Consider the following 22577-nt stretch of genomic DNA (forward strand, 5'->3'; position numbering starts at 1 on the left):
CATGACCCCAAGACTATAGTTCCGGCGTCGGGCGGCCTAGTGTCCCGCCATGCCGGGAGGCCGCTCAACACGACAAACCCATCCCGATAAGGGAATATATAGCTATGAAGGCACGCATTCTGGTGGTAGATGATGACGAAGCGCTGGCCGAGATGATTGGAATTGTCCTCCGTAATGACGGCTTCGAGCCGGTCTTTTGCGCCGACGGCGCCCAGGCACTCGACGTTTTCCGCTCATCGCGGCCCGACCTTGTCCTGCTCGACCTCATGCTTCCCGGCATGGACGGTATCGAGGTATGCCGGCAGATTCGCGGCGAGTCAGACGTCCCCATCGTCATGCTGACCGCCAAGTCCGATACCTCCGACGTCGTTCGCGGACTGGAATCCGGTGCCGATGACTACGTGCCCAAGCCGTTCAAGCCCGCCGAACTGGTGGCACGCGTGCGCGCCCGCCTCCGCCCCGGCGACCAGAAGGCCCCCGAAACGCTGAAGATCGCGGACATCACCATCGACGTCGCCGGCCACACCGTCAGCAGGGGCAGCGAGCGCATTTCCCTGACCCCCCTGGAGTTCGACCTGCTGGTGGCGCTCGCCCGCAAGCCGTGGCAGGTCTTCACCCGGGAACTGCTGCTGGAGCAGGTCTGGGGCTACCGCCACGCCGCCGATACCCGCCTGGTCAACGTCCATGTCCAGCGCCTGCGGTCCAAGATCGAACAGGACCCGGAGGCCCCGGAAGTTGTATTGACGGTGCGTGGTGTCGGCTACAAAGCAGGGGTCTGACCCCGCCGCCCAGGACGGGACTTCCCCGGCCGGCGAACCGCACGACGCGCCTGGGCCCGGCAGCACACCGGCACCGGGTCTTCGGCATGTGGTGTTCCGTGCCCGGATCTGGCAGCGCCGCGCGCTCATCGTGGCGCTGCGCGTGGCACGGCTGGTCGGCACCGGTGTCCGCAGGTTCCTTCCGGGGCTGAGGTACCTCGGCCGGGCGCTGCAGCAGCGCTGGCGCCGGTCCCTGCAGTTCCGAACCGTCCTCACCACCCTGATGCTGGCCGTCACATCGTTTGCCGTCGTCGGGGCATACCTGTCCAACCAGATCGCCAACAACCTCTTCCAGGAGCGGCTGACGCAGGCCGAATCCGAGACACGCTACAACGTCAAGCAGGTGCAGGAAACGTTCGACGGCGCCCAGGTCACCGACCAGTCCAGCGTCATCACCCTGGTTTCCGACACCCTCAGCGCCGTGGAAGGGCGCGGTTCGGTCATCCAGCGGCGCTATGTCTTCGAAGCGATGCCCAACCAGACAAAACCCCGTAACCGGTGGGTCGAGTCCCGCGCGTCCGACCAACTAACGGTCAGCGTCATCCCTCCGGAGCTGCGCAAGGCTGTCCAGGAATCGGGCAAGGACCAGTACTGGGCGTCCACCGTCATCCCGGTGGGGACCGAAGACCGGCCGGGCATCGCCGTCGGAAACAAGGTCACCTTCAACGGCACCGTCTACGAGCTGTACCTTATCTACGACCTCAACACCGCGCAGCAAACACTGAATGAGATCCAAAGCGTCCTCTGGGCCGGCGGTGCGGTACTGGTCCTCCTGATCGGCGCCGTGGCCTGGTATGTCACGCGCAACGTGGTCAGCCCGGTAAGCCACGCTGCCATGGTTTCCGAAAAGCTCGCCGCCGGCCAACTGCAGGAGCGCATGGTGGTAAAGGGCGAGGACGAAGTGGCCCGCCTTGGGGCCTCCTTCAACCACATGGCGGCCAGCCTGCAGGAGCAAATCACCCAGCTGGCCACGCTCTCGCAGATGCAGCAGCGCTTTGTATCGGACGTTTCGCACGAGCTGAGGACGCCCCTGACCACGGTCCGGATGGCTGCGGAAGTGCTCTATGACGCCCGTGACGATTTCGATCCGATCAACAAACGGTCCGCCGAGCTGCTTTACAACCAAGTGGAGCGGTTCCAGTCGCTCCTTTCGGACCTGCTCGAAATCAGCCGGTTCGATGCAGGCGTAGCAGTCCTCGATGCCGAACCTGAGGACCTCCTCCAGGTCATTGCCCACGTCATCGAAGGGGCCGCCCCGGTGGCTGCGGAATACGGCTCGGAAATCCTCTTTACGGCACCCAAAGACGCCGTCATCGTGGAAATGGACGCCCGCCGGATCGACCGCATCCTGCGCAACCTCATCTTGAACGCCGTGGAGCACGGCGAGGGCAGGCCGGTGACCGTCACCGTTGCGGTGAATGAAACGGCTGTAGGGGTTGCCGTCAGGGACCACGGCATCGGGATGGACCAGGCCCAGGCCGCCCGCGTCTTCGACAGGTTCTGGCGCGCCGATCCTGCCCGCGCCCGCACCACGGGAGGCAGCGGGCTGGGGCTCTCCATCGCCATGGAGGACACCAAGCTGCACCACGGCTGGCTGCAGGCGTGGGGGAGGAAGGGCGACGGTGCCAACTTCCGGCTGACCCTGCCGTTGCGCCAGGACGGTGCGATTACCGAGTCGCCTGTCCAGCTGGAACCGAAGGACGCCACCATACCCGGGGCGCCGGGAACCATCCCTGCGGAACAGGACTACAAGAACATGCTGCTGCTGCAGACAGGTGCGGCCGCGCCTGCTCCGGTCCAGCCCCCGGAGGAGACACCATGAGGGCCGGCATCCGCCATACCAGGTACCCGGCGGCACTGCTCGCGCTGCTGATGGTCCTCCTGGCGGGTTGCGCACGGATTCCCACCTCGGGGCCGGTGGGAAAGAGCAGCGAAAGCAGCGCCGGCAACGTCAGTGCCCCCGTCTTCCTGCCCGCAGCTCCGCAGCCCGGCGCGTCACCCGAGACCATCATCGACTACTTCTACCGGGCCGGCAGCGGCTACGAGGACGACTACGCGGTGGCGCGGCAGTACCTGACACAGGCATCGGCCGTGTCCTGGAAACCGGACAAACGCGCACTCGTCTACCGCGAGGCGCGCGTTGTCCCCACGGACACCGAGAACGTCTTCAACTATGAGCTCGATGTCTCCTACACCGTGGACGCTGACGGCATCGCCACCCAATCGCCGCCGGGCACCGTGGAACGTATTCCCGTGACCGTGACCCAGGTGGACGGCGAGTGGCGCATCTCTGCAATTCCTGACGGGACCGCCATCGCCGAGGAAACGTTCAAAGTCATCTACGGGGCGTATCCCATCTACTTCTACGACCCCACCTTTACCTACGCCATCCCGGACGTCCGCTGGTTCTTGAAAAACAAGACCGTCAAAGCGATGACCAGCGCGCTGCTGTCCGGTCCGGCGCCCTACCTGCGCGGCGCCGTCGCCAGCGCGTTCCCTTCTGGCATCAAGCTGGCCCGTGAATCCGTTCCGGTGGTCTCCGGGGCCGCGCAGGTGGACCTGACCGCCAAGGAGCTGACGGAAACCTCGGCGGAGGACCGGCTGCGCATGCAGATGCAGCTGACCTTGACCTTCCGCAGCCAGCCGGATGTGGTCAATGTTGAACTGCGCGCCAACCAGGACCTGGTGCGCGTGGAGGACAACGGATCGGTCCTTCCTCCGGTGCTGGACAGGACCGTGCCGTCGCGCCAGATCGCCATCAGTGGCAACGAGCTGGTGCGTTATGAGAACAACCGGGTTTCACCGTTGCCCGACATGCAGCCGGTCTCGGCCCTCAACCCGCGCTATCCGGCAGAATCTCCGGTGTCGCAGACGGCAGCCTTCCTCAACGACGGCCGCACCACGCTTTACAGCATTAGCCCGGGGCAACCTGCGCGTGCCCTGACCACACGCGCGACCCTCAGCAGGCCGTCCTTCAGCGTCAGCGACTGGGTGTGGACGGCGGGCCCCGGGGGTTCCGGCGCCACCGAAGTCGTGGCGTTCCACCCCACCGGCGTGGCCGAAGGGGCGCCTGTCCCGTCGGTGACGCTGGCGCCGTCGTGGCTTGCCGGCCGGACGGTGAAGGAATTCCGCATCTCGCGCGACGGCGTGCGCGCCCTGGTCATCTCTGAACAGAACGGGAAATCCAAGGTGCAGGTGACGGGTGTGATCCGCGCCGGTGACGGCACGCCGCGCGAACTGACGGCTCCGATCACCCTGGCCAGCGCCGGCGATCCCGACCAGGGGGTTTGGGTGAATGGCACCACTGTTGTCGTCATGAAGGGGGCAGCCGGGGCCAACGTCACGCCGGAACTTCTCTCGCTCGCCTCAGGGCAGCCGCAGCAGCTTGCTCCCTGGCCCGGGCTGGTTGCCATCAGCGCCGGGAACGGTGCGGACGATATCTATGTCCAGTCCGGAGAGGGGATCTTCCAGCGGCTGGGCAACGGTTGGTCGCCGCAGATCAAGGGCCCAATCGATCCCGCTTTTCCGGGCTGAGGCCGGCTTCCAAGCCCTTGCTTTCCACGCCGTACCCGTTCCGGCGTGCCGGCGCTGGCGGACTTGTCCACATAGCTGCGCAGGGGCCAGGACCGCCGGGCGTACCTGATGCATGGTGGAAGAGTGAACGGCAAATCAGGCGGAGGCGGCACAACGGGGCCAGGCCCCCGGGATACCCGGAGGATGGACCCGGACCTTCATCCGCCACCTCCGTTCCCGGCCCTGCACCGGGACGAGCACGCGGCCGTCCTCCTGCGCCTTGCGGACTGGCTGTCCGGCGCAGCAGCGGATCTCCTGGCCTTGGCGGTGCCGGTTCACTGTGTTTGCTGCGGTGCGGAGGACCGCACGCTCTGCGCATCCTGCGGCAGCCGCATCCGCCGGCTGGCCCGGAGCCCCTTCCGGGCTGAAAGCGGGGCACCCGCTTTGATGGACGTCGACGGGACCATCATGCTGCCGGTGGTTGCCGCGGGTGTGTACCGGGACGAACTGGCCCAGGGCCTGCTGTCTTTCAAACGGCACGGCCAGCACCAGCTTCGCATGAGTCTGGGCAGGGCACTTGCGGCGGCGGTCAGCGCTGCAGCCCGGGGCCGCAGCGGGATCCTGCTGGTTCCGGTCCCCACCGGCACCGCCGCCTACCTCAACCGGGGCTTCAGTCCGGTCCACCTGCTCCTGAAAGAAGCGGCACGGCAGTTGCCGGGGCTCGAAATTGCGGATGTCCTGGCCAGGAAGCCAGGACCCGGCCTCCTGTTCCCCGGCCGTATGGGCGGCCAAAAAGGACTGGGCAGGGGAGCCCGCGCGCAACGGGTCAGAGGTTCCATGCGGGTCCCTCCGGGAAGCCGCCAAAGGGTCCAGGGGCGTCCCTGCATCATCATCGATGACGTCCTGACAACCGGCGCCACCATCGGCGAAGCAGCCCGTGCCCTGCATGTCGCCGGCGCCCAGGTGAGGGGCGCCGTCGTGCTTGCGGCGACACGCCCGACCGATGCCTCCGGCCCCGCCGCTCCGGCCCCCGCACCGCACGGGAGGAGCCATGACTTAGAAAAAAATAAACCGGGAAAGGATGAATAACAGGTGGCTATGAACTAACGTCGGTGGTGGGTACCAAGAACAGAATGTACCTTTCGATGGCGGCTCGGAGAGGGGCTCGACTGTCAGACAGCCCGGCCCAAGGAAGCGCCGCCGTCGTGTCACCGAAGTCATTTGGAGGGCACCATGGAGTTTATGATCAGCGGACGAAATCTGACCGTTTCAGACCGGTTCCGCGAGTACGCCGGGGAAAAGATCGCGAAGATCGAATCGCTTGGCGACAAGATCCAGCGGGTCGATACGAAAGTCTCCAAGGAGACCAATGCCCGGCAGACCGGCGACCAGTTGACCGTCGAGGTGACAGTCCTGGGCCGGGGCCCTGTAATCCGCGCCGAAGCGAGCGCCGCAGACAAATTTGCCGCCTTTGACCTCGCCTACAACAAATTGCTTGAACGGCTCCGCCGCGCAAAGGACCGCAAAAAGGTCCACCATGGCCGCCACACCCCCAAGGCTGTCCGTGAAGCCACCGCTTCCCTCGAACCCGCCAGCGCACACGAGCCGCTGTACCTTGAGGCCAACCGCTGGAGCGAATCCGCGCAGGCAGCCGAGGAAAAGTCCCCCTACGATGTCGAGAACGACATCCCGGCCGGTAATTCGCCGGTGCTGATCCGGCGCAAGGTCTTTCCCGCTGCATCCATGACGCTTGACGACGCCGTGGACAACATGGAGCTTGTGGGCCACGACTTCTATCTCTTCGTCGACAAGGCCACCAACACGCCGTCGGTCGTGTACCGCCGCCGCGGCTGGACCTACGGCGTCATCACCCTGGACCACGAATGCGAACCAGGGGACACAGTGGTCGAAGAAAAGGTCCTTGCCTACCGCTCGGACGACGCCCCCGCCAACGCTTAAGGTGGCATCAACCACCAGAGAGGACTGAATTGCCGGCATCGCTGAGCCTGGACCAGGCACGGCGGATCGCACTGGCAGCGCAGGGACTCCACAGAGGACGGCCCACCGGCCCCGTGACAGCACGGACGGTGGGCCGCACCTTTGCCCGTCTCCAGCTCGTCCAGATCGATTCCGTCAACGTCCTGGTCCGCAGCCACTTCCTGCCCTTCTATTCACGCCTTGGCAACTACGACCGGGACATCCTGCAACGCATGTCCGGCAGCCAACCGCGCCGGATGCTTGAGTATTGGGCCCACGAAGCAAGCTTCATCCGGCCCGAGCACTACGGGGACCTCCTTCTATGGCAGAAACGCGCCTGGGTAGGCGCCTCCCGCATGGACCCCATGATCCGCGACGACGTGGCGGCCAGGATCCTGGCGGTTCTCGCCCGGTCCCGGCCCATGACGGCGTCGGAACTGACGGCACGGATCGGGCATGTCGAGGATAGGCAGGCAGAGAACTGGGGATGGAACTGGAACGCAGTGAAGCGTGTCCTCGAGCACCTCTTCGAAGAAGGACTGGTATCCGCCGCTTCCAGGACCGCCCAGTTCGAACGCCGGTACACGCTGACCTCCAAGGTGCTTCCACACCAGGCGTCCTCGGCATCGGAAGGTGATCCCGTGGCCGCACTCCGCCGCCTGACCGAGGCGGCAGCCCAGGCCCAAGGGATCGGCAGCATTCGCTGCTTCGCAGATTACTTCCGGACCCCGGTCAAGGCAACGGCCCTGGCCGTTGAGCATCTGGTGGAGCGCGGCAGGCTCGAACCCGTTACTGTGGCCGGCTGGCGACGGACGGTGTTCCGGCACGTGGATTCGGTGCTGCCGCGGCAGGCCACCGGGCGTGCGCTGCTGAGCCCGTTCGATTCCCTGGTCTTTGAGCGGCGGCGCCTGTTCGAACTTTTTGGATTCCATTACCGGATCGAGATCTACACCCCGAAGCCCAAACGGCGCTACGGCTACTACGTGCTCCCTTTCCTGCTGCGCGACCGGATGGTGGCACGGGTGGATCTCAAAGCGGACCGGGCCACAGGGCGGCTTCTGGTGAGGTCCGCCTTCGCCGAGCCGGACGCACCCCCGGACACCGCGGTCGAACTCGCGGCTGAGCTGGCCCTCATGGCCCAATGGCTTGGCCTGCCCCACGCCGAAGTGCAGCCGGTTGGGGACCTGTCCGCCGCCCTGGCCCATGAGGTGGCACGGCTGTAGGGAGGATCCGCTCTCAGGGAAAAGGGGCACCGGCCGCGTGTCTCTCCCGTAGACTGAACACGCCAGAATTCGGCGGCATCAGACTGGGAGCATCTTCACGTGGCATCACTTATCGAAAAAATTCTCCGCACGGGTGACAAGAAAACACTCCGGCAGCTGAGGAACTATGCCGATTCCATCAACGCCCTCGAAGACTCGTTCAAGACCTTTACCGACGCGGAACTGCGGGAAGAAACGGACCGCCTCCGTGCACGCCACCAGGACGGCGAAAAGCTCGACGACCTGCTTCCGGAAGCGTTCGCCGCTGTCCGTGAAGCGTCATCCCGCACCCTGGGCATGCGCCACTTCGACGTCCAGCTGATGGGTGGCGCCGCCCTGCACCTCGGCAATATCGCCGAAATGAAGACCGGTGAAGGCAAGACCCTGGTGGCGACCGCTCCCGCCTACCTGAATGCCCTCACCGGCAAGGGCGTCCACGTGGTCACGGTTAACGACTACCTCGCCGAATACCAGTCCGAGCTCATGGGCCGCGTCTACCGCTTCCTTGGCCTGACCAGCGGCGTTATTCTCGCCAACCAGGACCCGGCTGTCCGCCGCCAGCAGTACGCAGCCGACATCACTTACGGAACCAACAATGAGTTCGGGTTCGATTACCTGCGCGACAATATGGCCTGGGACCGGACCGAGCTTGTCCAGCGCGGCCACAACTTTGCCATCGTGGACGAAGTCGACTCCATCCTCATCGACGAGGCACGTACGCCGTTGATCATCTCCGGCCCGGCGCAGGGGGACACCAACCGCTGGTACAGCGAATTCGCCAAGGTCGTGCTCCGGCTGCAGGCGGACAAGGACTACGAGGTCGACGAAAAGAAGCGCACGGTGGGCGTGCTGGAAACCGGCATCGAGAAGGTCGAAGACTACCTCGGCATCTCCAACCTGTACGAGTCGGCAAACACGCCCCTGATTGGGTTCCTGAACAACGCCATCAAGGCCAAGGAACTGTTCAAGCGCGATAAGGACTACGTCATCCTGGACGGCGAAGTGCTGATCGTTGACGAGCACACCGGCCGCATCCTGGCAGGCCGGCGCTACAACGAAGGCATGCACCAGGCGATCGAGGCCAAGGAAGGCGTCGAGATCAAGGCGGAGAACCAGACCCTCGCCACCGTGACGCTGCAGAACTACTTCCGCATGTACGGCAAGCTTTCCGGCATGACCGGTACCGCCGAGACTGAGGCGGCCGAGTTCATGAGCACCTACAAGCTCGGCGTCGTAGCCATTCCCACCAACAGGGACATGCAGCGGATCGACCAGCCGGACCTCGTCTTCAAGAACGAAGTTGTGAAGTTCGACGCCGTGGTGCGCGATATCGCCGAACGCCACGAACAGGGCCAGCCCGTCCTCGTGGGCACCACCAGCGTGGAGAAGAGCGAGTACCTGTCCAAGCTGCTCGCCAAGGAAGGCATCCGCCACGAGGTCCTGAACGCCAAGAACCATGCCCGTGAAGCTGCCATCGTCGCCCAGGCGGGACGCAAGGGCGCTGTTACCGTGGCCACCAACATGGCAGGCCGCGGTACCGACATCATGCTGGGCGGCAACGCCGAATTCACAGCCGTCGCCGAACTTGCCAAGCGCGGGCTTGATCCGGAGGAGAACTCAGAAGAGTACGAGGCCGCGTGGCCCGCCGCGCTCGAAGCAGCCAAGCAGTCCGTCAAAGACGAACACGAGGAAGTCCTGGACCTCGGGGGACTCTACGTCCTGGGCACCGAGCGCCACGAATCACGCCGCATCGACAACCAGCTCCGCGGCCGCTCCGGACGCCAGGGCGACCCCGGCGAGTCCCGCTTCTACCTGTCGCTGACCGATGACCTCATGCGGCTCTTCAACTCCGGCGCCGCGGAACGGCTGATGAACAGCTCCGTGCCGGACGACGTTGCGCTCGAATCGAAGCTCGTATCGCGGGCCATCGCCTCCGCCCAGGGACAAGTGGAGGGGCGGAACGCCGAGCAGCGCAAGAACGTCCTGAAATACGACGACGTCCTCAACCGCCAGCGCGAAGCCATCTACAGCGACCGCCGCCGCATCCTTGAGGGCGATGACCTGCACGAGAAGGTTCAGTTCTTTATCGAGGACACCATCACGGCCCTGATCGACGCCGCCACCGCAGAAGGGAACGGGGACGACTGGGACTTCCACCAGCTGTGGACCAACCTCAAAACGCTCTACCCTGTCAGCGTTACCGCTGAAGACATCATCGAAGAAGCCGGCGGCAAGTCCAGGGTCACGGTGGAACTGCTGAAGGAGGAGATCCTCTCCGACGCGCGGCTGGTGTACCAGTCCCGCGAGGAGGTCATCGGCCCGGAAAGCATGCGCGAGCTCGAACGCCGTGTGGTCCTGTCCGTCATTGGCCGCAAATGGCAGGAACACCTCTACGAGATGGATTACCTCAAGGAGGGCATCGGCCTGCGCGCCATGGCGCAGCGTGATCCCCTGGTGGAGTACCAGCGCGAGGGTTTCGCCATGTTCCAAAGCATGATGGAAGCCATTCGGGAGGAAAGCGTGGGCTTCCTGTACAACCTTGAGGTGGAAGTGACGCCGGCACAGGATGTTGTGGTTCCGGACGCCGCCGGTGGCCACACAGAGCACGTGGACCCGCAGGTTCACGCGGCCGGCCTCGAGGCTCCCGAAAAGCCGGCGCAGCTTCAGTACACGGCTCCGAGTGAGAGCGGCGGCACGCAGACCCGGGTGGAAACCCGCGCGGGAAGCGGACGCTCCGGCAACCCTGCCAAAGCGGCTGCACAGGACGCAGCCAAGCGCCCCGCGAAGAAAAAGAAGAAGTAGCGGCACCGTCGCAAAATCGCCGACGGCGTTGGTAAACAGGGCAGGGGCCGCAGGGCCCCTGCCCTGTTTGCTTGTCGGACAGCGTCTATTTTTCGCGTTGCCTTTTCCGAAGTGTCATCCGATAACGAGTTCAACGACCCGCCAAACCTGCTTGCTGCGCTCAAGGCGGACGGCAACGGCGCGCGCCCGGACGTCATCCACCACGACGGCACTTGCCTCGTAAATCCCCTCGGCCACCTCGCACACCCGTACTGACCGGACAGTGGAATTCCGGTGGAGACGGGCCAGCGCGGGATTTCCCGTCCTCGTAAGTTCCCTCCTGATCAGTGCGGCCCGGTGCTGCAGCGATGCGAGGCACCGTGGATCGAGGCGCCGCGCCAACTGGTGGATAGGGCGGACCCCGGCCAGGACTTCCATGGACGCCTGGATCGTCCCCCTGGTGATGGCCCTGACTTCCGCCGCCTCGCTGACCGGCCGCAATGAGGGAGCGTTCGCACCGTGGGGCGGCCCTGCGGGCGCTGCCGCGCCTGACCCCGACGCGGGTTTAACCAGGCCCGATCCTCCGTTGACGGTGTTGGCGGCCATCTCCTGGACGGCCCGTACCGGTGTTACTGCGGTCATTTGATTTCCCCTTGCTTCAATTAGCTGATGGTTTGAGCGGCAGTACTGGCGTTGGCCGGCTCGGCCGGCCAGGCAGGTACGACTTGAGGGCAGAGTGCTGGGACTTCCCGGGTCCTGCCGGAGGCGGGGCGGGCGCGAACGGGGCCGGTGGAGGCTAGGGGGCTGCGGGCGCCTGAAGGATCTGGCCCGGAAGCAGGACATCCGGGCTGCCGCCAATCAGGGCCCGGTTTGCTGCATACCACCGCGGCCACTCAAGTGCTATGTCCACATCCGATGCCCCGGGACCAATCTGGGCTGCCACGATGGACCACAGGGTGTCCCCGGCGAGCACCGTAACTCCGTCCGGCGGGGTGTTCGTTCCATAGCCTTCCGGCTCCGGCCCCACCACGGTCCTGCTTGGGGGTGTGGCGAGCAGGCCAGGTTCCACGACGGGGGAAGCGGGCTGCCACCCCGGGGTAAGCGTGGCGGTTGGCATCCCTACGGTTGGCTGCCATTGTGGCGAGGCGCTTTCCGTAACGGTCCTTGGGCTCTCCGTGCTGGCCTGTTGGGACGGGGAAGACGTCCCGGGCCGGCCGTTCTGGCCCGGCACCGGAACACCTTGGTCGGGTGCAGGGGTGGAGGGAGCCGCGGAGGATTGCCCGTATGTTGGTGTCCACTCCGGCCCCGGGCCAGTGGTGGCCGCCTGTGCTGCGGCCCCCGCCATCAGTTGTATCGAGAGGGCTGCTACCAGTGCCCTCCGCATGAAGGCGGGAGAGAACTTCCGGGCGGCGGCTGCGGCCCTATGCCGTCCCGACCGTTCCAGCAGGAGGGAGGTTCCGGCACACGCCATCGAGAATGCCCACCACAGCAAGAGCCCGATGCCGGTTACGGCCGCGGCCGCAGCCAGGAAGAATTCAACGGATGCCTCCTGCGCGCTGCCTGTCGAAACCCGCCATTGTGCCAGCAGCCCTGCTCCCAGGATGCTGAGCAGGAAGCCGAGCATCAGCAGGGCCACCACCATGGCGGCGTCCTGCGGCCACCTCGAGTTAGTTCGACCCATTTCTCCGCCTTTAAAGTCATTTGACGTACTTTGATGCTGTTTGACTCAGTTTGACCCTTCCGGGAAGTGTTTGTCCAGACGTTGGAATGAAAAGAATGCGCGTTGACTGGCGGCGGCGGGGCATCCTACGCTGACGGGATGCGCTGGGATGCCCTCTTCAATGACATGGAAAGCCAACTCGCGGAGGCTGACCGGCTGGCGCTGGACGGTGAGGTCAGCGAGCGGACACGGGCCGAGATGGTTGGCCTGCGGCTCGAAGACAGGCTGCGGGCGGTTATTGGCTGCAGGGTCGGGGTCCATCTGCTCTCCGGCGAGTCTGCGGTGGGCGAACTGACCCATGTCGGGGCGGATGCCCTGGTCCTGGATGAAGACCGGCATCAGGTGCTGGTTCCCTACGCCGCTGCAGCGCGTTACGTGGGTCTCGGCAGGCATATCCGCCCGGAGAACTCAGCCGTCCGCCGGGCGATTGGACTGGCGCATTCCCTGCGGGCGCTGGCACGCGACCGGGCAGAGGTAACTGTGACACTTGACGGTGGGGCCGGACGGCTGACTGGAGTTATCGACCGGGTTGGCGGGGACTACATCGACCTGGCCGTGGTCAGCCCGGGGGAGGCCCGGAGGACCCACAGCGTGGTGCAGGTGTCAGCCATACCTTTCACGGCCCTGGCGATGATCAGGTCACCTAAAGCTGGCTCCGTGTAGCGGAGTCACACCGACTTCGAGCGTGACTCCTGGATCATCCGGCTGGCCTCGGCATACCGTTCCTCGATGTACTGCTCCAGCATCTTTTCTTCAACGCGCCACTGCCCGCGGCCGCCCACCTGGATGGCCTTCAACTCACCGCTGCGGACCAACGCGTAAGCGGCGGGGGAGTTGATCTGGAGCTGCTCAGCGACATCCGCGAGCGTGAGGAACCTGGGCATGGATCCATTTTGCCATCATCTGGCATCATTTGTGCCTATTTTCCACAGATGGTCATTATTTAGGTAAATGACTTTTGTTCCCCGGCCCTGGCGGTAACAATGAGGAGTCCGGCCAGAGCGGGCAGGTCCATATACCTAGGGGGAGAGCGGTATGGTTCCAGATTCAAGCGCCACTGCACCACGGTTGAAGCGCCCATCCTGGAAGGATCCCCGGCTGCTGGTGGGCGTTCTTCTGGTCCTGGTGTCCATCGCAGGCGTTACCTTCCTGGTGGGGAGTGCCGACCGCACCACTGAGGTCTTCGCTGCAAGGGACGGCATTGCTGTGGGCGAGCGACTGACGCTGGAGAACGTGATCCGCGCCAAGGTGCGCCTGGGCGATACCGAACAGCACTACATCACCGCAGCCGACGGCCTGCCACAGGATGTTGTCGCCGTGCAGCGGATCGGCAAGGACCAGTTGGTCCCCAAGGCAAGCGTCGGCAGTGCGGACAGGCTGGACCGAAAGCCCGTTGCCCTCAACATCACGCAGACTTTGCCGTCGCAGGCAACTGCCGGTGCCAGGGTTGACGTCTGGGTGGCGCAACCTGATGCCAAGAACGGATTCAGCGAGCCGAAGCTCATCCTTCCCGGAGCCGAAATTGCTGAGGTCACCACTGGCTCAACTGCCCTCGGCTCATCCAAGACGACGGTGCTGATGGTCCTGGTGGAGGATAAGCAAATGCCGGCACTCCTGGGTGCCCAGGCCAATGACGCGAAGATATCCGTTGTGTGGAATCCGGGCGGCGTCCGATGAGCATCCCGGTGGTCACCGTTGGCCAACGCCAGGAAGATCTGGTGGGCGGCCTCGAAAGGCTCCATGGACCCGTCACGGTGGTTCGGAGGTGTACGGAACTTCCCGAGCTCCTTGCCGCCTGCCAAAGCGGACTGGCACGGGCTGCCGTGGTTGCCGAGGGGTCCGAAGGCCTGACAGCCTCCCTCGTCGACCGCCTTGGTGCTGTCGGAGTGGCGGTCATTGCGCTGACGGACGACGCCGACGAGGCAGCCCGGCTCCGGAAGATTGGCGTGGCATCGACGCTGAAAGGCGTGGAGGCCGCAGAGCTTTCGGACCGGATCGCCGACGCCGTCGCCCAGCTGACCGGTATGGCCCGGCCCGCCAATTTGAGCGGGGCCGCTGACACCGGGGCGGCCCTGGCCACGGACCCGGTGCAGCCCGATGCCGAGTCGGAGGCCCACCCCTCCGGCGAGCTGATCGTTGTATGGGGTCCTGCCGGGTCACCCGGCCGCACTACGATCGCCGTGAATATTGCCGGGGAGATGGCCGCCGATGGCCGGGACGTGCTGCTGGTCGACGCCGATACCTACGGGGCCAGCATCGCGGCGGTACTGGGCCTCCTGGATGAGTCAGCCGGACTTGCCCAGGCGTGCCGGCTTGCAGACCAAGGCCTGCTGGACTCAGACGCCCTGCGGAAGGTGGCCGCCGCCATTTCCACGGCGTCCGGGACGTTCCGGGTGCTGACGGGCATCACCCGGGCCGATCGTTGGACGGAACTGAGGGCCACTGCCCTGGCGCTTGTCCTTGAACGGGCCCGGCAGATCGCGGAAGTTGTGGTGGTCGACACCGGCTTTTGCCTTGAGGCCGATGAAGAACTTAGCTTCGACACCATGGCGCCGCGGCGGAATGCGGCCACCCTGCGCCCGCTGGAACTGGCTGACTGCGTATACGCGATCGGCGCTGCTGATCCCGTAGGCGTACCACGGATGGTGCGTGCCCTCGCGGAACTGGAGGGCGCCGTGCCGCAGGCGTCGCCGACTGTCGTGATGAACAAGGTGCGGTCCTCCTCCGTGGGGAGGGCGCCGGAGCGACAGTTGCGGGAAGCCTGGGAACGCTACGGCCCGGCTTCGGAGCTCAAGGCTTTCCTGCCCTATGATCCCGCCGCCGCCGACGCCGCGCTCCTTGCGGGGTCCCTGCTGCTGGAGGCCTCTCCGGATTCGGCGTTGCGGCGTGCAATCCGCGATCTCGTTTGTGCACCCGACCAGCGAAAGTCGAGATCCTCTGTATTTTCTTCCACACCACGGCGCAGGGCAAAGGACTAGGCTCGCCATAAGAGCTGCAAGGGTGCAGCGAATATCTCTAATGGAGGCGTTGTCGATGTCGTCTGGATCCAGTGTGGAGGACCAGCCCCTGTCCATTGAAGGCTTTGAAGGCTTCATGGGGGACTACTACCAGCACCTGGCTGAGGAAGATGCCCGAAGCTACCCCCAGAATGTCCTGGAGGCGCGTGCCGCCGAACACCGACGGGCGGCATCCGTCCGGCAGCCCGGGCAGGCAAATGTATCGATCATCGACGAGGAAGACAGCAGCGTTATCTTTGTCGTCACCGATGACATGCCGTTCCTTGTCGACTCCGTCAACGCCGAGCTTGTCCGCCAGCATGCCGCCATCAGGCTGGTAGTCCACCCGCTCTTCGTGGCCACGAGGAACCGGGAAAGCGGCGAACTGGTCAAGGTCAACAGGGTTCCCGCGCACTTGGGGATTTCAAGTGGTGACACAGCGGCCATGCCTAACCTCTCCCATCTCATCGCGCAGGGCGAAAATGCCTCCCACATGGAGTCATGGATCGCCGTCGAAATCCACCGCGTCTCCGACGAAGCCAAGGCCGCACTGCTCGCAGGCTTGACCCGCGTCCTGAACGACGTCAGGGCGGCCGTCGAGGACTGGCCCAGGATGCGCCAGAAAGCGCTGGAAATCGCCGAAAGCCTGGACCGGGTTGCCAACTCCGCCCAGATTGCCGAACTCCGGCAGGCCAAGGACCTGCTCCGATGGCTCGACGACGGGAACTTCACGTTCCTTGGCTACCGCGAATACGACCTGCTCAACGTTGACGGCGAAGATGTCCTCGAACTGCGCGAGGACAGCGGCCTCGGCCTGCTCCGGGCATCCGCGGATTCGCCCCACATCCAGCACCTCACCGACACCGGCCGCAAAAAGGCCCGGGAGAAGCGCGCCCTCGTCATCACCAAGGCCAACTCGCGGTCCACCGTTCACCGGTCCGCCTACCTTGATTACATTGGCATCAAGAGCTTCGACGCCGCGGGCAACGTGAACGGTGAACGCCGCTTCATCGGGCTCTTCGCCACCAGTGCCTACGCGGGTTCCGTCCGCGACATTCCCATCGTCAGGGAAAAGGTGGACGCGGTGCTGCAGAACGCAGGGTTCCCGCCGGACTCGCATTCCGGCAAGGACCTCCTGGGAATCCTGGAAACGTACCCGCGCGACGAACTCTTCCAGATCGAAATCCCCGATCTCGCCGCGACCGCCTTTGGAATCCAGAAACTGCAGGAACGCCGGCGCACCCGGCTGTTCCTGAGGCCCGATATCTACGGCCGTTTCATGTCTGCCGTGGTCTACCTGCCCCGGGACAGGTACACCACCAACGTCAGGCTCCGCATCGAACAGGAACTGCGGGAGACCTTCCAGGCAGTCTCGATCGACTATGAAGCCCGCATGACCGAATCGGCACTCGCGCGGCTGTTCTTCCGGATCCGGCTGCCCAAGGATGCCGACGTAGGCCACGTCAACAGCGACGAGCTGGAGAAGCGGCTGGTCCGGGCAGCGAGGTCGTGGAGTGAAGGCATCGCGGAGGTCCTGCGCGAGGGCCGCGACGCGGCAGAGGCCAAGGAACTCGCGGCGACCTGGGCGGAGGCGTTCCCGGCCAGCTACCGGGTGGACTATGAAGTTGAGGATGCCCTCGAAGACATCGCGCGGTTCGAAAAGTACGGGGCCGCTGCAGAGCGCAGCGCCGGCGTGCGGCAGGACCGTCCCGGCGTGCACGTGTACCTTCCCGAAGGTGCAGGGGCAACACTGGAGGAGGACGCGAGGGTCAAGCTCTACATGTTGGAGCCCAAGAGCCTGAGCCAGATCCTGCCGTTCTTCCACAACCTCGGCCTCGAGGTCCTGGACGAGCGCCCCTTTGAAATCGAAACAGCAGACCATCGGGACTTCTTCCTCTACGACCTGGGCCTGAAGTACCCGGCGGGAGTCGATCCGCTGACTACTGGCGGCTTTCTTGCCGACTCCTTCGGCGCGGCTGTCACCGGTGCTGCGGAATCGGACAACTTCGACCGCCTGGTGCTGCGGGAAGGGCTGCATTGGCGGCAGATCACGGTCCTGCGGGCCTACGCGCGCTACATGCGCCAAATGGGCAACAGCAGCTCTTTCGGTTTCATGGCGGACACGCTCCTTGCCAATCCCGATGTCACAAGGGGCCTGACCGCGCTCTTCGCCGCCCGCTTCGACCCCTCCATCGGTGAGAGCGAACGCGCTGAGGCGCAGGCATCCGTACGGCAGGAACTGGCAGCGTCCATCGAAAAGGTGGCCACCCTTGATGCCGACCGCGTGCTGCGCACCTTCGTGAACCTCATCGAGGCAACCCTGAGGACCAACTTCTACCAGGACAAGCCGCACCTGAGCTTCAAGCTGGATCCGGCCCGGATCGAAGGCCTGCCGTTCCCCCGGCCCATGTTCGAAATCTGGGTTTACGCACCTCGGGTCGAGGGTGTGCACCTTCGCTTCGGCAAGGTGGCCCGCGGCGGGCTCCGTTGGTCCGACCGGCGGGAGGACTTCCGCACCGAGGTCCTGGGCCTGGTCAAGGCACAGACTGTCAAGAACGCCGTCATCGTACCGACAGGGGCCAAGGGCGGCTTCTTCGCCAAGCAGCTCCCGGATCCTTCCACGGACAGGGCGGCGTGGATGGCGGAAGGCGTTGAAAGTTACAAGACATTCATCCGCGGGCTGCTCGACCTCACCGACAACCTCCTCACTGAAGGCGACGGCGAGCGGCTTGTGCCGCCGTCGAACGTTGTCCGCCATGACGACGACGACTCCTACCTGGTGGTGGCGGCAGACAAGGGAACGGCTACGTTCTCTGACATCGCCAACGGGCTGTCCGCAGAATACGGCTTCTGGCTGGGGGATGCGTTCGCCTCTGGCGGTTCCGTGGGATACGACCACAAGGCCATGGGCATCACCGCCCGCGGTGCTTGGGAATCGGTCAAGCGCCACTTCAGCGAGCTGGACCTGGACACCCAGACCGAACCCTTCACCGTGGTTGGTGTGGGGGACATGTCCGGCGACGTGTTCGGCAACGGGATGCTGCTGTCCCGGCACATCCGCCTGCTGGCGGCCTTTGACCACCGCCACATCTTCCTGGACCCCAACCCCGACGAGGAATCCTCGTTTGCGGAGCGGCAGAGGCTGTTCGACCTGCCCAGGTCCTCCTGGGACGACTACGACAAGTCGCTGATCAGTGAAGGCGGCGGTGTCTTCGCCCGCCAGGCCAAGTCCATTCCCGTGTCGCCGCAGGTCCGGGCCGCACTGGGGCTGCCAGCGGAAACCGCTGAGCTCAGCCCGCCCGAGCTGCTGCGTGCCATCCTGCTGGCGCCGGCCGATCTGCTCTACAACGGCGGGATCGGGACCTATGTCAAGGCGTCGGCCGAGTCCAACGCCTCCGTGGGCGACAAAGCCAACGATGCCATCCGGGTCAACGGCCGCGACCTGCGGGTCAAGGTAGTGGGCGAAGGCGGGAACCTGGGTATGACCCAGCGCGGCCGGATTGAGGCAGCCCTCCAGGGCGTCATCCTTAATACCGACGCCATCGACAACTCCGCCGGCGTGGACTGCTCCGACCATGAGGTCAACATCAAGATCTTCGTTGACCGGATGGTCGCCGCCGGCAAGCTGCCGGCCGGGGAACGCGCAGAGTTCCTCGCTGCCATGACCGACGAAGTGGGACGCCTGGTCCTCGAAGACAACATCGACCAGAACATCCTGCTCCTGAACGACCGGACCCGCGTGGCGGAATGGAGCCCGAGCTACGAGCGGCTCATGGACTGGCTGGAGAAAAGCGCCGACCTAAAGCGCGATTTGGAGGCGCTGCCCAGCACGGAGACCCTGCGGGAACGGCTGCAGCAGGGCCAGGGGCTGACCTCTCCGGAGCTGTCGGTGCTGGCCGCCTACGCCAAGATCGAGCTGGCATCGGCCCTGAGGGAGAGCGACCTTGCCGATGACCCCTGGTTCCGGGACACCCTGCGTACCTACTTCCCGCACCAGCTCCGTGAGCGTTTCGACGCCGAGCTGGATACCCATCCGCTGCGGCGCGAAATCATCGCCACGGTGGTGGCCAACGACATGATAAACCTCGGCGGCATCACCTTCGCATTCCGGGTCATGGAGGAAACGTCCGCCAGCGAAGTAGCCGTTGCCAAGGCATTCGTGGCGCTTCGTGAGGTGTACGAGCTCGATGCCATGGTGGCGGAACTTAACAGCCTGCCGGCGTCCTTCCCAACGGAGCACTGGAGCACTGTGCACCTGGACATCCGCCGGCTCCTTGACCGGGCAGTCCGCTGGCTCCTGAGCCAGGAAAGTGTCTCGCGGCCCATTGCCGAGGTTGTGGCGGAGTTCAAGCCGCTGATGGATCCCATGCGCGCCCGGCTCCTGGACTACCTCCGAGGGGACGACCGCGATCGGGTTGCGGCATGGCTGGCCAAGGGCCGCGAGTGGGAACTCCCGGAAGGCCTTGCGCTGCGCTGGGCCGAGCTGTTCGAGAGCTTTGTGCTGTTGGACATCGCCAAGATCGCCCGCTCCCGGAAGGACCGGGTTGAGGACATTGCGGCGGTGTACTACACCGTATTCAACCGGTTCCATGCGGACTCACTCCTTGAACGGATCAGCAGCCTCCCCCGGCAGGACCGGTGGCAGGCGCTGGCGCGGGCAGCCTTGCGCGATGACCTTTACTCGACGGTGTCGGATATGACGACGGCGGTGCTGGACGCCACGTCCACGGCCGAGTTGCCGGACGCGCGGCTCAAGGACTGGGAGGCGCAAAACGCAGAGCAGTTGGGCCGGGCAAAGAGCATGTTCGACGAGGTGAACGCGCTCGAGGCCGACGACATGGCCTCGCTGTCGGTAGCATTGAGGCTCTTGAGGTCAATCGTCCGGCGCTAGGAATTCGGCGCCGCAACTGGAGGTGCAGTGGCAATCTTTACGGACCCCATCAGGGAACACGCTGATTTCGGGCCTGGCGATGCCGAGTGGCTGCACCTCCTGGTGGGGGACTGGCAGATGGTCGCGGACCTTGCGTTCGCCGACCTGGCGCTCTGGTTCCCCCACCCGGAGCTTGGCTACATTGCCCTGGCACATGTGCGTCCTTCCACCACGCACACGGCATTCCACAGCGACTTCGTCGGTGAGGGCATCCGCTCCGACCTGCAGCCGCTCGTGGACAAGGCCTGGAACAGCAGGGCCATCGAGCGTTCCAGCGAGACAAACTGGAACAGTGAGATGGCCCTGCGGGTCGAGGCCGTGCCCATGGTGCGCAACGGCAGGACGCTTGCCGTGGTGACCACCCACATGGACCTCTCCAGTTCACGGATGCCGTCGCGGCTGGAACTGACCTACCGGCAGTGCGCCTACGATCTCCTGCGGATGGGCACGCTGGGTCTGTGGCCCGACTTTGCCTCGCCCACGGGATCCCGCCGCGGCGCCCCCCGCGTGGGGGACGGGCTGATCAGGCTGGATGCCGACGGCGTGGTGCAATATGCGAGTCCGAATGGCGTTTCAGCCTTCCGGCGGTTGGGTGACGGGGAGTCCCTGGAAGGTCGTTCGCTCGCAGAAGTCACCGCTGGCCTGCTCAAGGACCGCCGCCTGGTCGATGAGACCCTGCCGCTGGTCGTTACCGGCCGCATGCCCTGGCGCAGCGAGATTGAGTCGAGGGGAGTAAGCCTGTCCCTGCGGGCCATTCCGCTCCGCGACGAGCAGCAGCGGTTCGGCGCTCTGGTCCTCTGCCGCGATGTCTCCGAGCTGCGCCGCCGTGAAATGGAACTGGTGACCAAGGACGCCACCATCCGCGAAATCCACCACCGGGTCAAGAACAACCTGCAGACCGTGGCCGCGCTGCTGCGGATGCAGTCCCGGCGCATGGTGAGCGACGAAGCGAAACAAGGCCTGGAGCAGGCCATGCGCCGGGTGGCCACCATCGCGCTGGTCCATGAGACCCTGTCCCAGGGGCTGACGCAGAGCGTCGATTTCGACGAACTGATCGGACGCCAGTTCCGGCTGTCCGCTGAGGTGGCTTCCCCCTCGCAGCAGGTCAGGACGGAACGCTCCGGCAGCTTCGGGGAACTCCCCAGCGATCTTGCTACTCCGCTTGCCCTGGTCATAAACGAACTGGTGACCAATGCTGTGGAGCACGGCCTGGAAGGGAGGGCCGGCACAGTATGGCTTGTAGCCGACCGATCCGAAGGGGAAGACGGTGAGGAGCTGACTGTGACCATTGCCGACGACGGTGTGGGGCTCCCGCAGACCCCGCACGTAGAGGGCCTGGGCCTGCAGATCGTCCGGACCCTCGTCACCAGTGAGCTGGGCGGCACGATTGCGTGGGAGCGCCGTGAGGGCGGCGGCACCGAGGTCAAGATCCGGCTGAGCCTGGCCGGCAAGTAGGAGCCCAAAGTCCGGCCGGCTTGGCCGCGGCGGGGGAGTGAAATTGACGGAGGCCCCGGGACGATCCATCTCTGGATTGTCCCGGGGCCTCTGTGCGTCGGTTACGTTGTCCCGCCGGACGACGCTATGCCGGTGTTGGGCTTCTAGGAGGCGCGGCGTGCGCGGGCAGCGCGGCGCTTGAGGGCGCGGCGCTCATCTTCGCTCATGCCGCCCCAAACGCCGGCGTCCTGGCCGGACTCGAGGGCCCACTGGAGGCAGGTGTCGACTACGGGGCACCGGCGGCAGACGCTTTTGGCTTCCTCGATCTGCAGCAAGGCCGGGCCTGTGTTCCCTACGGGAAAGAACAATTCCGGGTCCTTGTCGAGGCACGCTGCGCGGTTACGCCAATCCATGCTGATCAGTAGCTCCATTTCTGGGAAGTGCCTTTGTGAAATTATTCACTAGTGGCTACAAAGGAAAAGGGCCCTCTGGGCCCCCTTGGTCATCTGCATCAAGCCTGTCATGTTAACGCTGTGTAAACAAGGGGTAATAACGCCTGATATCCCCTGAAACCTGAGCGATGCATCACAGTGGCGGCTCCGGCCCTCACCAGTGTCCGACTATGTCCGGTAGGGTGCCAGTGTGTCAAGACCCCCGGTAAACCCAGCAGGTACTCCGTCCCCCTCCAGCGATCCGGGCAGCCCCGGCGGGGCTGGTTGTCGGCGCGGTCCAGTCCCGGGCGCTGCGACGGTGGTGGCAGCCATTGCTGGTGCCGAGGCGACGGCTCTTCTTGCGGCGGCGGCCTGGTATGCCTATGAACTTTTCAGTGGAAGCCCGGTGCTGTCCTTTTGGGGAGCTGTCTTTACCCTGGGCCTCCTGCTCGCTTTCTCGGCCTGGCTTTACGCGGTTGCAGTGTTCCTCTACCGCGGGTACCGGTGGACCAGGGCGGCCGCGCTGGTTGCCCAGTTGTTCGTCCTCACTATTGGCGTGCCCACGTTGACCAGCGGTCTGGTCCTGGCCGGGCTGGCGATGCTGGTTCCCGCCGCCATTGCCATCGTCCTCCTGTTCACCAATAAGGTTGTCAGCCACGCGTCCCGCACAGGCAGCGCGCCACCAACGCTCTGATCCTGGGCACGCCGTCGTCGC

17 protein-coding genes are annotated in these 22577 nt (G+C 65.0%); 13 read left to right on the forward strand and 4 right to left on the reverse strand.

What is annotated here, in order from left to right; translation table 11 throughout:
* The first annotated feature begins 104 nt into the window (after positions 1-104).
* The 7 genes from mtrA (at position 105) to secA (ending at position 10372) form a co-directional block, all read left to right on the forward strand.
* The gene (mtrA, locus tag AC1DIP_RS03660; protein ID WP_477732872.1) at positions 105-779 is read left to right on the forward strand and encodes an MtrAB system response regulator MtrA; all 675 of its coding nucleotides are present in this window, start codon (positions 105-107) and stop codon (positions 777-779) included.
* Positions 751-2640 carry an MtrAB system histidine kinase MtrB gene (mtrB, locus tag AC1DIP_RS03665; protein WP_476211739.1) on the forward strand — a complete coding sequence of 630 codons (1890 nt, stop codon included), beginning with the start codon at positions 751-753 and terminating at the stop codon, positions 2638-2640. The genes mtrA and mtrB overlap by 29 nt, the downstream gene beginning before the upstream one ends.
* The gene (locus AC1DIP_RS03670; protein WP_477732873.1) at positions 2637-4352 is read left to right on the forward strand and encodes an LpqB family beta-propeller domain-containing protein; all 1716 of its coding nucleotides are present in this window, start codon (positions 2637-2639) and stop codon (positions 4350-4352) included. Before mtrB ends, AC1DIP_RS03670 begins: the two co-directional genes overlap by 4 nt.
* Positions 4353-4535: 183 nt before the next feature.
* Positions 4536-5420, forward strand: a complete 885-nt coding sequence (locus AC1DIP_RS03675; protein ID WP_477732874.1) for a ComF family protein — start codon at positions 4536-4538, stop codon at positions 5418-5420.
* Positions 5421-5564: 144 nt separating this feature from the next.
* Positions 5565-6290 carry a ribosome hibernation-promoting factor, HPF/YfiA family gene (gene hpf / locus AC1DIP_RS03680; protein ID WP_387556967.1) on the forward strand — a complete coding sequence of 242 codons (726 nt, stop codon included), beginning with the start codon at positions 5565-5567 and terminating at the stop codon, positions 6288-6290.
* Positions 6291-6319: 29 nt separating this feature from the next.
* Positions 6320-7531 (forward strand): winged helix-turn-helix domain-containing protein, encoded by a 1212-nt coding sequence (locus AC1DIP_RS03685; protein WP_477732875.1) that lies wholly within the window; start codon positions 6320-6322, stop codon positions 7529-7531.
* A gap of 99 nt (positions 7532-7630) precedes the next feature.
* Positions 7631-10372 (forward strand): preprotein translocase subunit SecA, encoded by a 2742-nt coding sequence (gene secA / locus AC1DIP_RS03690; protein ID WP_476211735.1) that lies wholly within the window; start codon positions 7631-7633, stop codon positions 10370-10372.
* Positions 10373-10486: 114 nt separating this feature from the next.
* Here the strand turns inward: secA and AC1DIP_RS03695 are convergent, their stop codons facing one another.
* A complete protein-coding gene (locus tag AC1DIP_RS03695) occupies positions 10487-10993 on the reverse strand; it encodes an Rv3235 family protein (protein ID WP_477732876.1) in 507 nt (168 codons plus the stop codon).
* Between the two features lie 154 nt (positions 10994-11147).
* On the reverse strand, positions 11148-12032 hold the full coding sequence (locus tag AC1DIP_RS03700) for a LysM peptidoglycan-binding domain-containing protein (protein ID WP_477732877.1): 885 nt from the start codon (positions 12030-12032) through the stop codon (positions 11148-11150).
* 138 nt (positions 12033-12170) lie between these two features.
* On the opposite strand from AC1DIP_RS03700, the gene AC1DIP_RS03705 reads away from it, so the two are divergent.
* Positions 12171-12734 carry a hypothetical protein gene (locus tag AC1DIP_RS03705; RefSeq protein WP_476211732.1) on the forward strand — a complete coding sequence of 188 codons (564 nt, stop codon included), beginning with the start codon at positions 12171-12173 and terminating at the stop codon, positions 12732-12734.
* A gap of 5 nt (positions 12735-12739) precedes the next feature.
* Here the strand turns inward: AC1DIP_RS03705 and AC1DIP_RS03710 are convergent, their stop codons facing one another.
* Positions 12740-12955 (reverse strand): helix-turn-helix domain-containing protein, encoded by a 216-nt coding sequence (locus AC1DIP_RS03710; RefSeq protein ID WP_018768505.1) that lies wholly within the window; start codon positions 12953-12955, stop codon positions 12740-12742.
* A gap of 151 nt (positions 12956-13106) precedes the next feature.
* Between AC1DIP_RS03710 and AC1DIP_RS03715 the strand changes: the two genes are divergently transcribed.
* Genes AC1DIP_RS03715 through AC1DIP_RS03730 form a run of 4 tightly spaced genes read left to right on the forward strand, consistent with a single transcriptional unit; the run spans position 13107 to position 21452 of the window.
* Positions 13107-13748, forward strand: a complete 642-nt coding sequence (locus tag AC1DIP_RS03715) for a hypothetical protein (RefSeq protein WP_477732878.1) — start codon at positions 13107-13109, stop codon at positions 13746-13748.
* The gene (locus tag AC1DIP_RS03720; protein WP_477732879.1) at positions 13745-15049 is read left to right on the forward strand and encodes a CpaE/TadZ family protein; all 1305 of its coding nucleotides are present in this window, start codon (positions 13745-13747) and stop codon (positions 15047-15049) included. The genes AC1DIP_RS03715 and AC1DIP_RS03720 overlap by 4 nt, the downstream gene beginning before the upstream one ends.
* Before the next feature lie 55 nt (positions 15050-15104).
* Complete coding sequence (locus AC1DIP_RS03725; RefSeq protein ID WP_477732880.1) at positions 15105-19958, forward strand: NAD-glutamate dehydrogenase; 4854 nt, start codon at positions 15105-15107, stop codon at positions 19956-19958.
* Between the two features lie 27 nt (positions 19959-19985).
* Positions 19986-21452, forward strand: coding sequence for a sensor histidine kinase (locus tag AC1DIP_RS03730; protein WP_477732881.1), 1467 nt, complete (start codon positions 19986-19988; stop codon positions 21450-21452).
* A 143-nt stretch (positions 21453-21595) separates the two neighbouring features.
* Here the strand turns inward: AC1DIP_RS03730 and AC1DIP_RS03735 are convergent, their stop codons facing one another.
* Positions 21596-21844, reverse strand: coding sequence for a WhiB family transcriptional regulator (locus AC1DIP_RS03735; protein ID WP_003804966.1), 249 nt, complete (start codon positions 21842-21844; stop codon positions 21596-21598).
* A 229-nt stretch (positions 21845-22073) separates the two neighbouring features.
* Between AC1DIP_RS03735 and AC1DIP_RS03740 the strand changes: the two genes are divergently transcribed.
* The gene (locus AC1DIP_RS03740; protein ID WP_477732882.1) at positions 22074-22556 is read left to right on the forward strand and encodes a hypothetical protein; all 483 of its coding nucleotides are present in this window, start codon (positions 22074-22076) and stop codon (positions 22554-22556) included.
* Positions 22557-22577 lie beyond the last annotated feature (21 nt).

The organism is Pseudarthrobacter sp. 05T312, assembly GCF_056396685.1.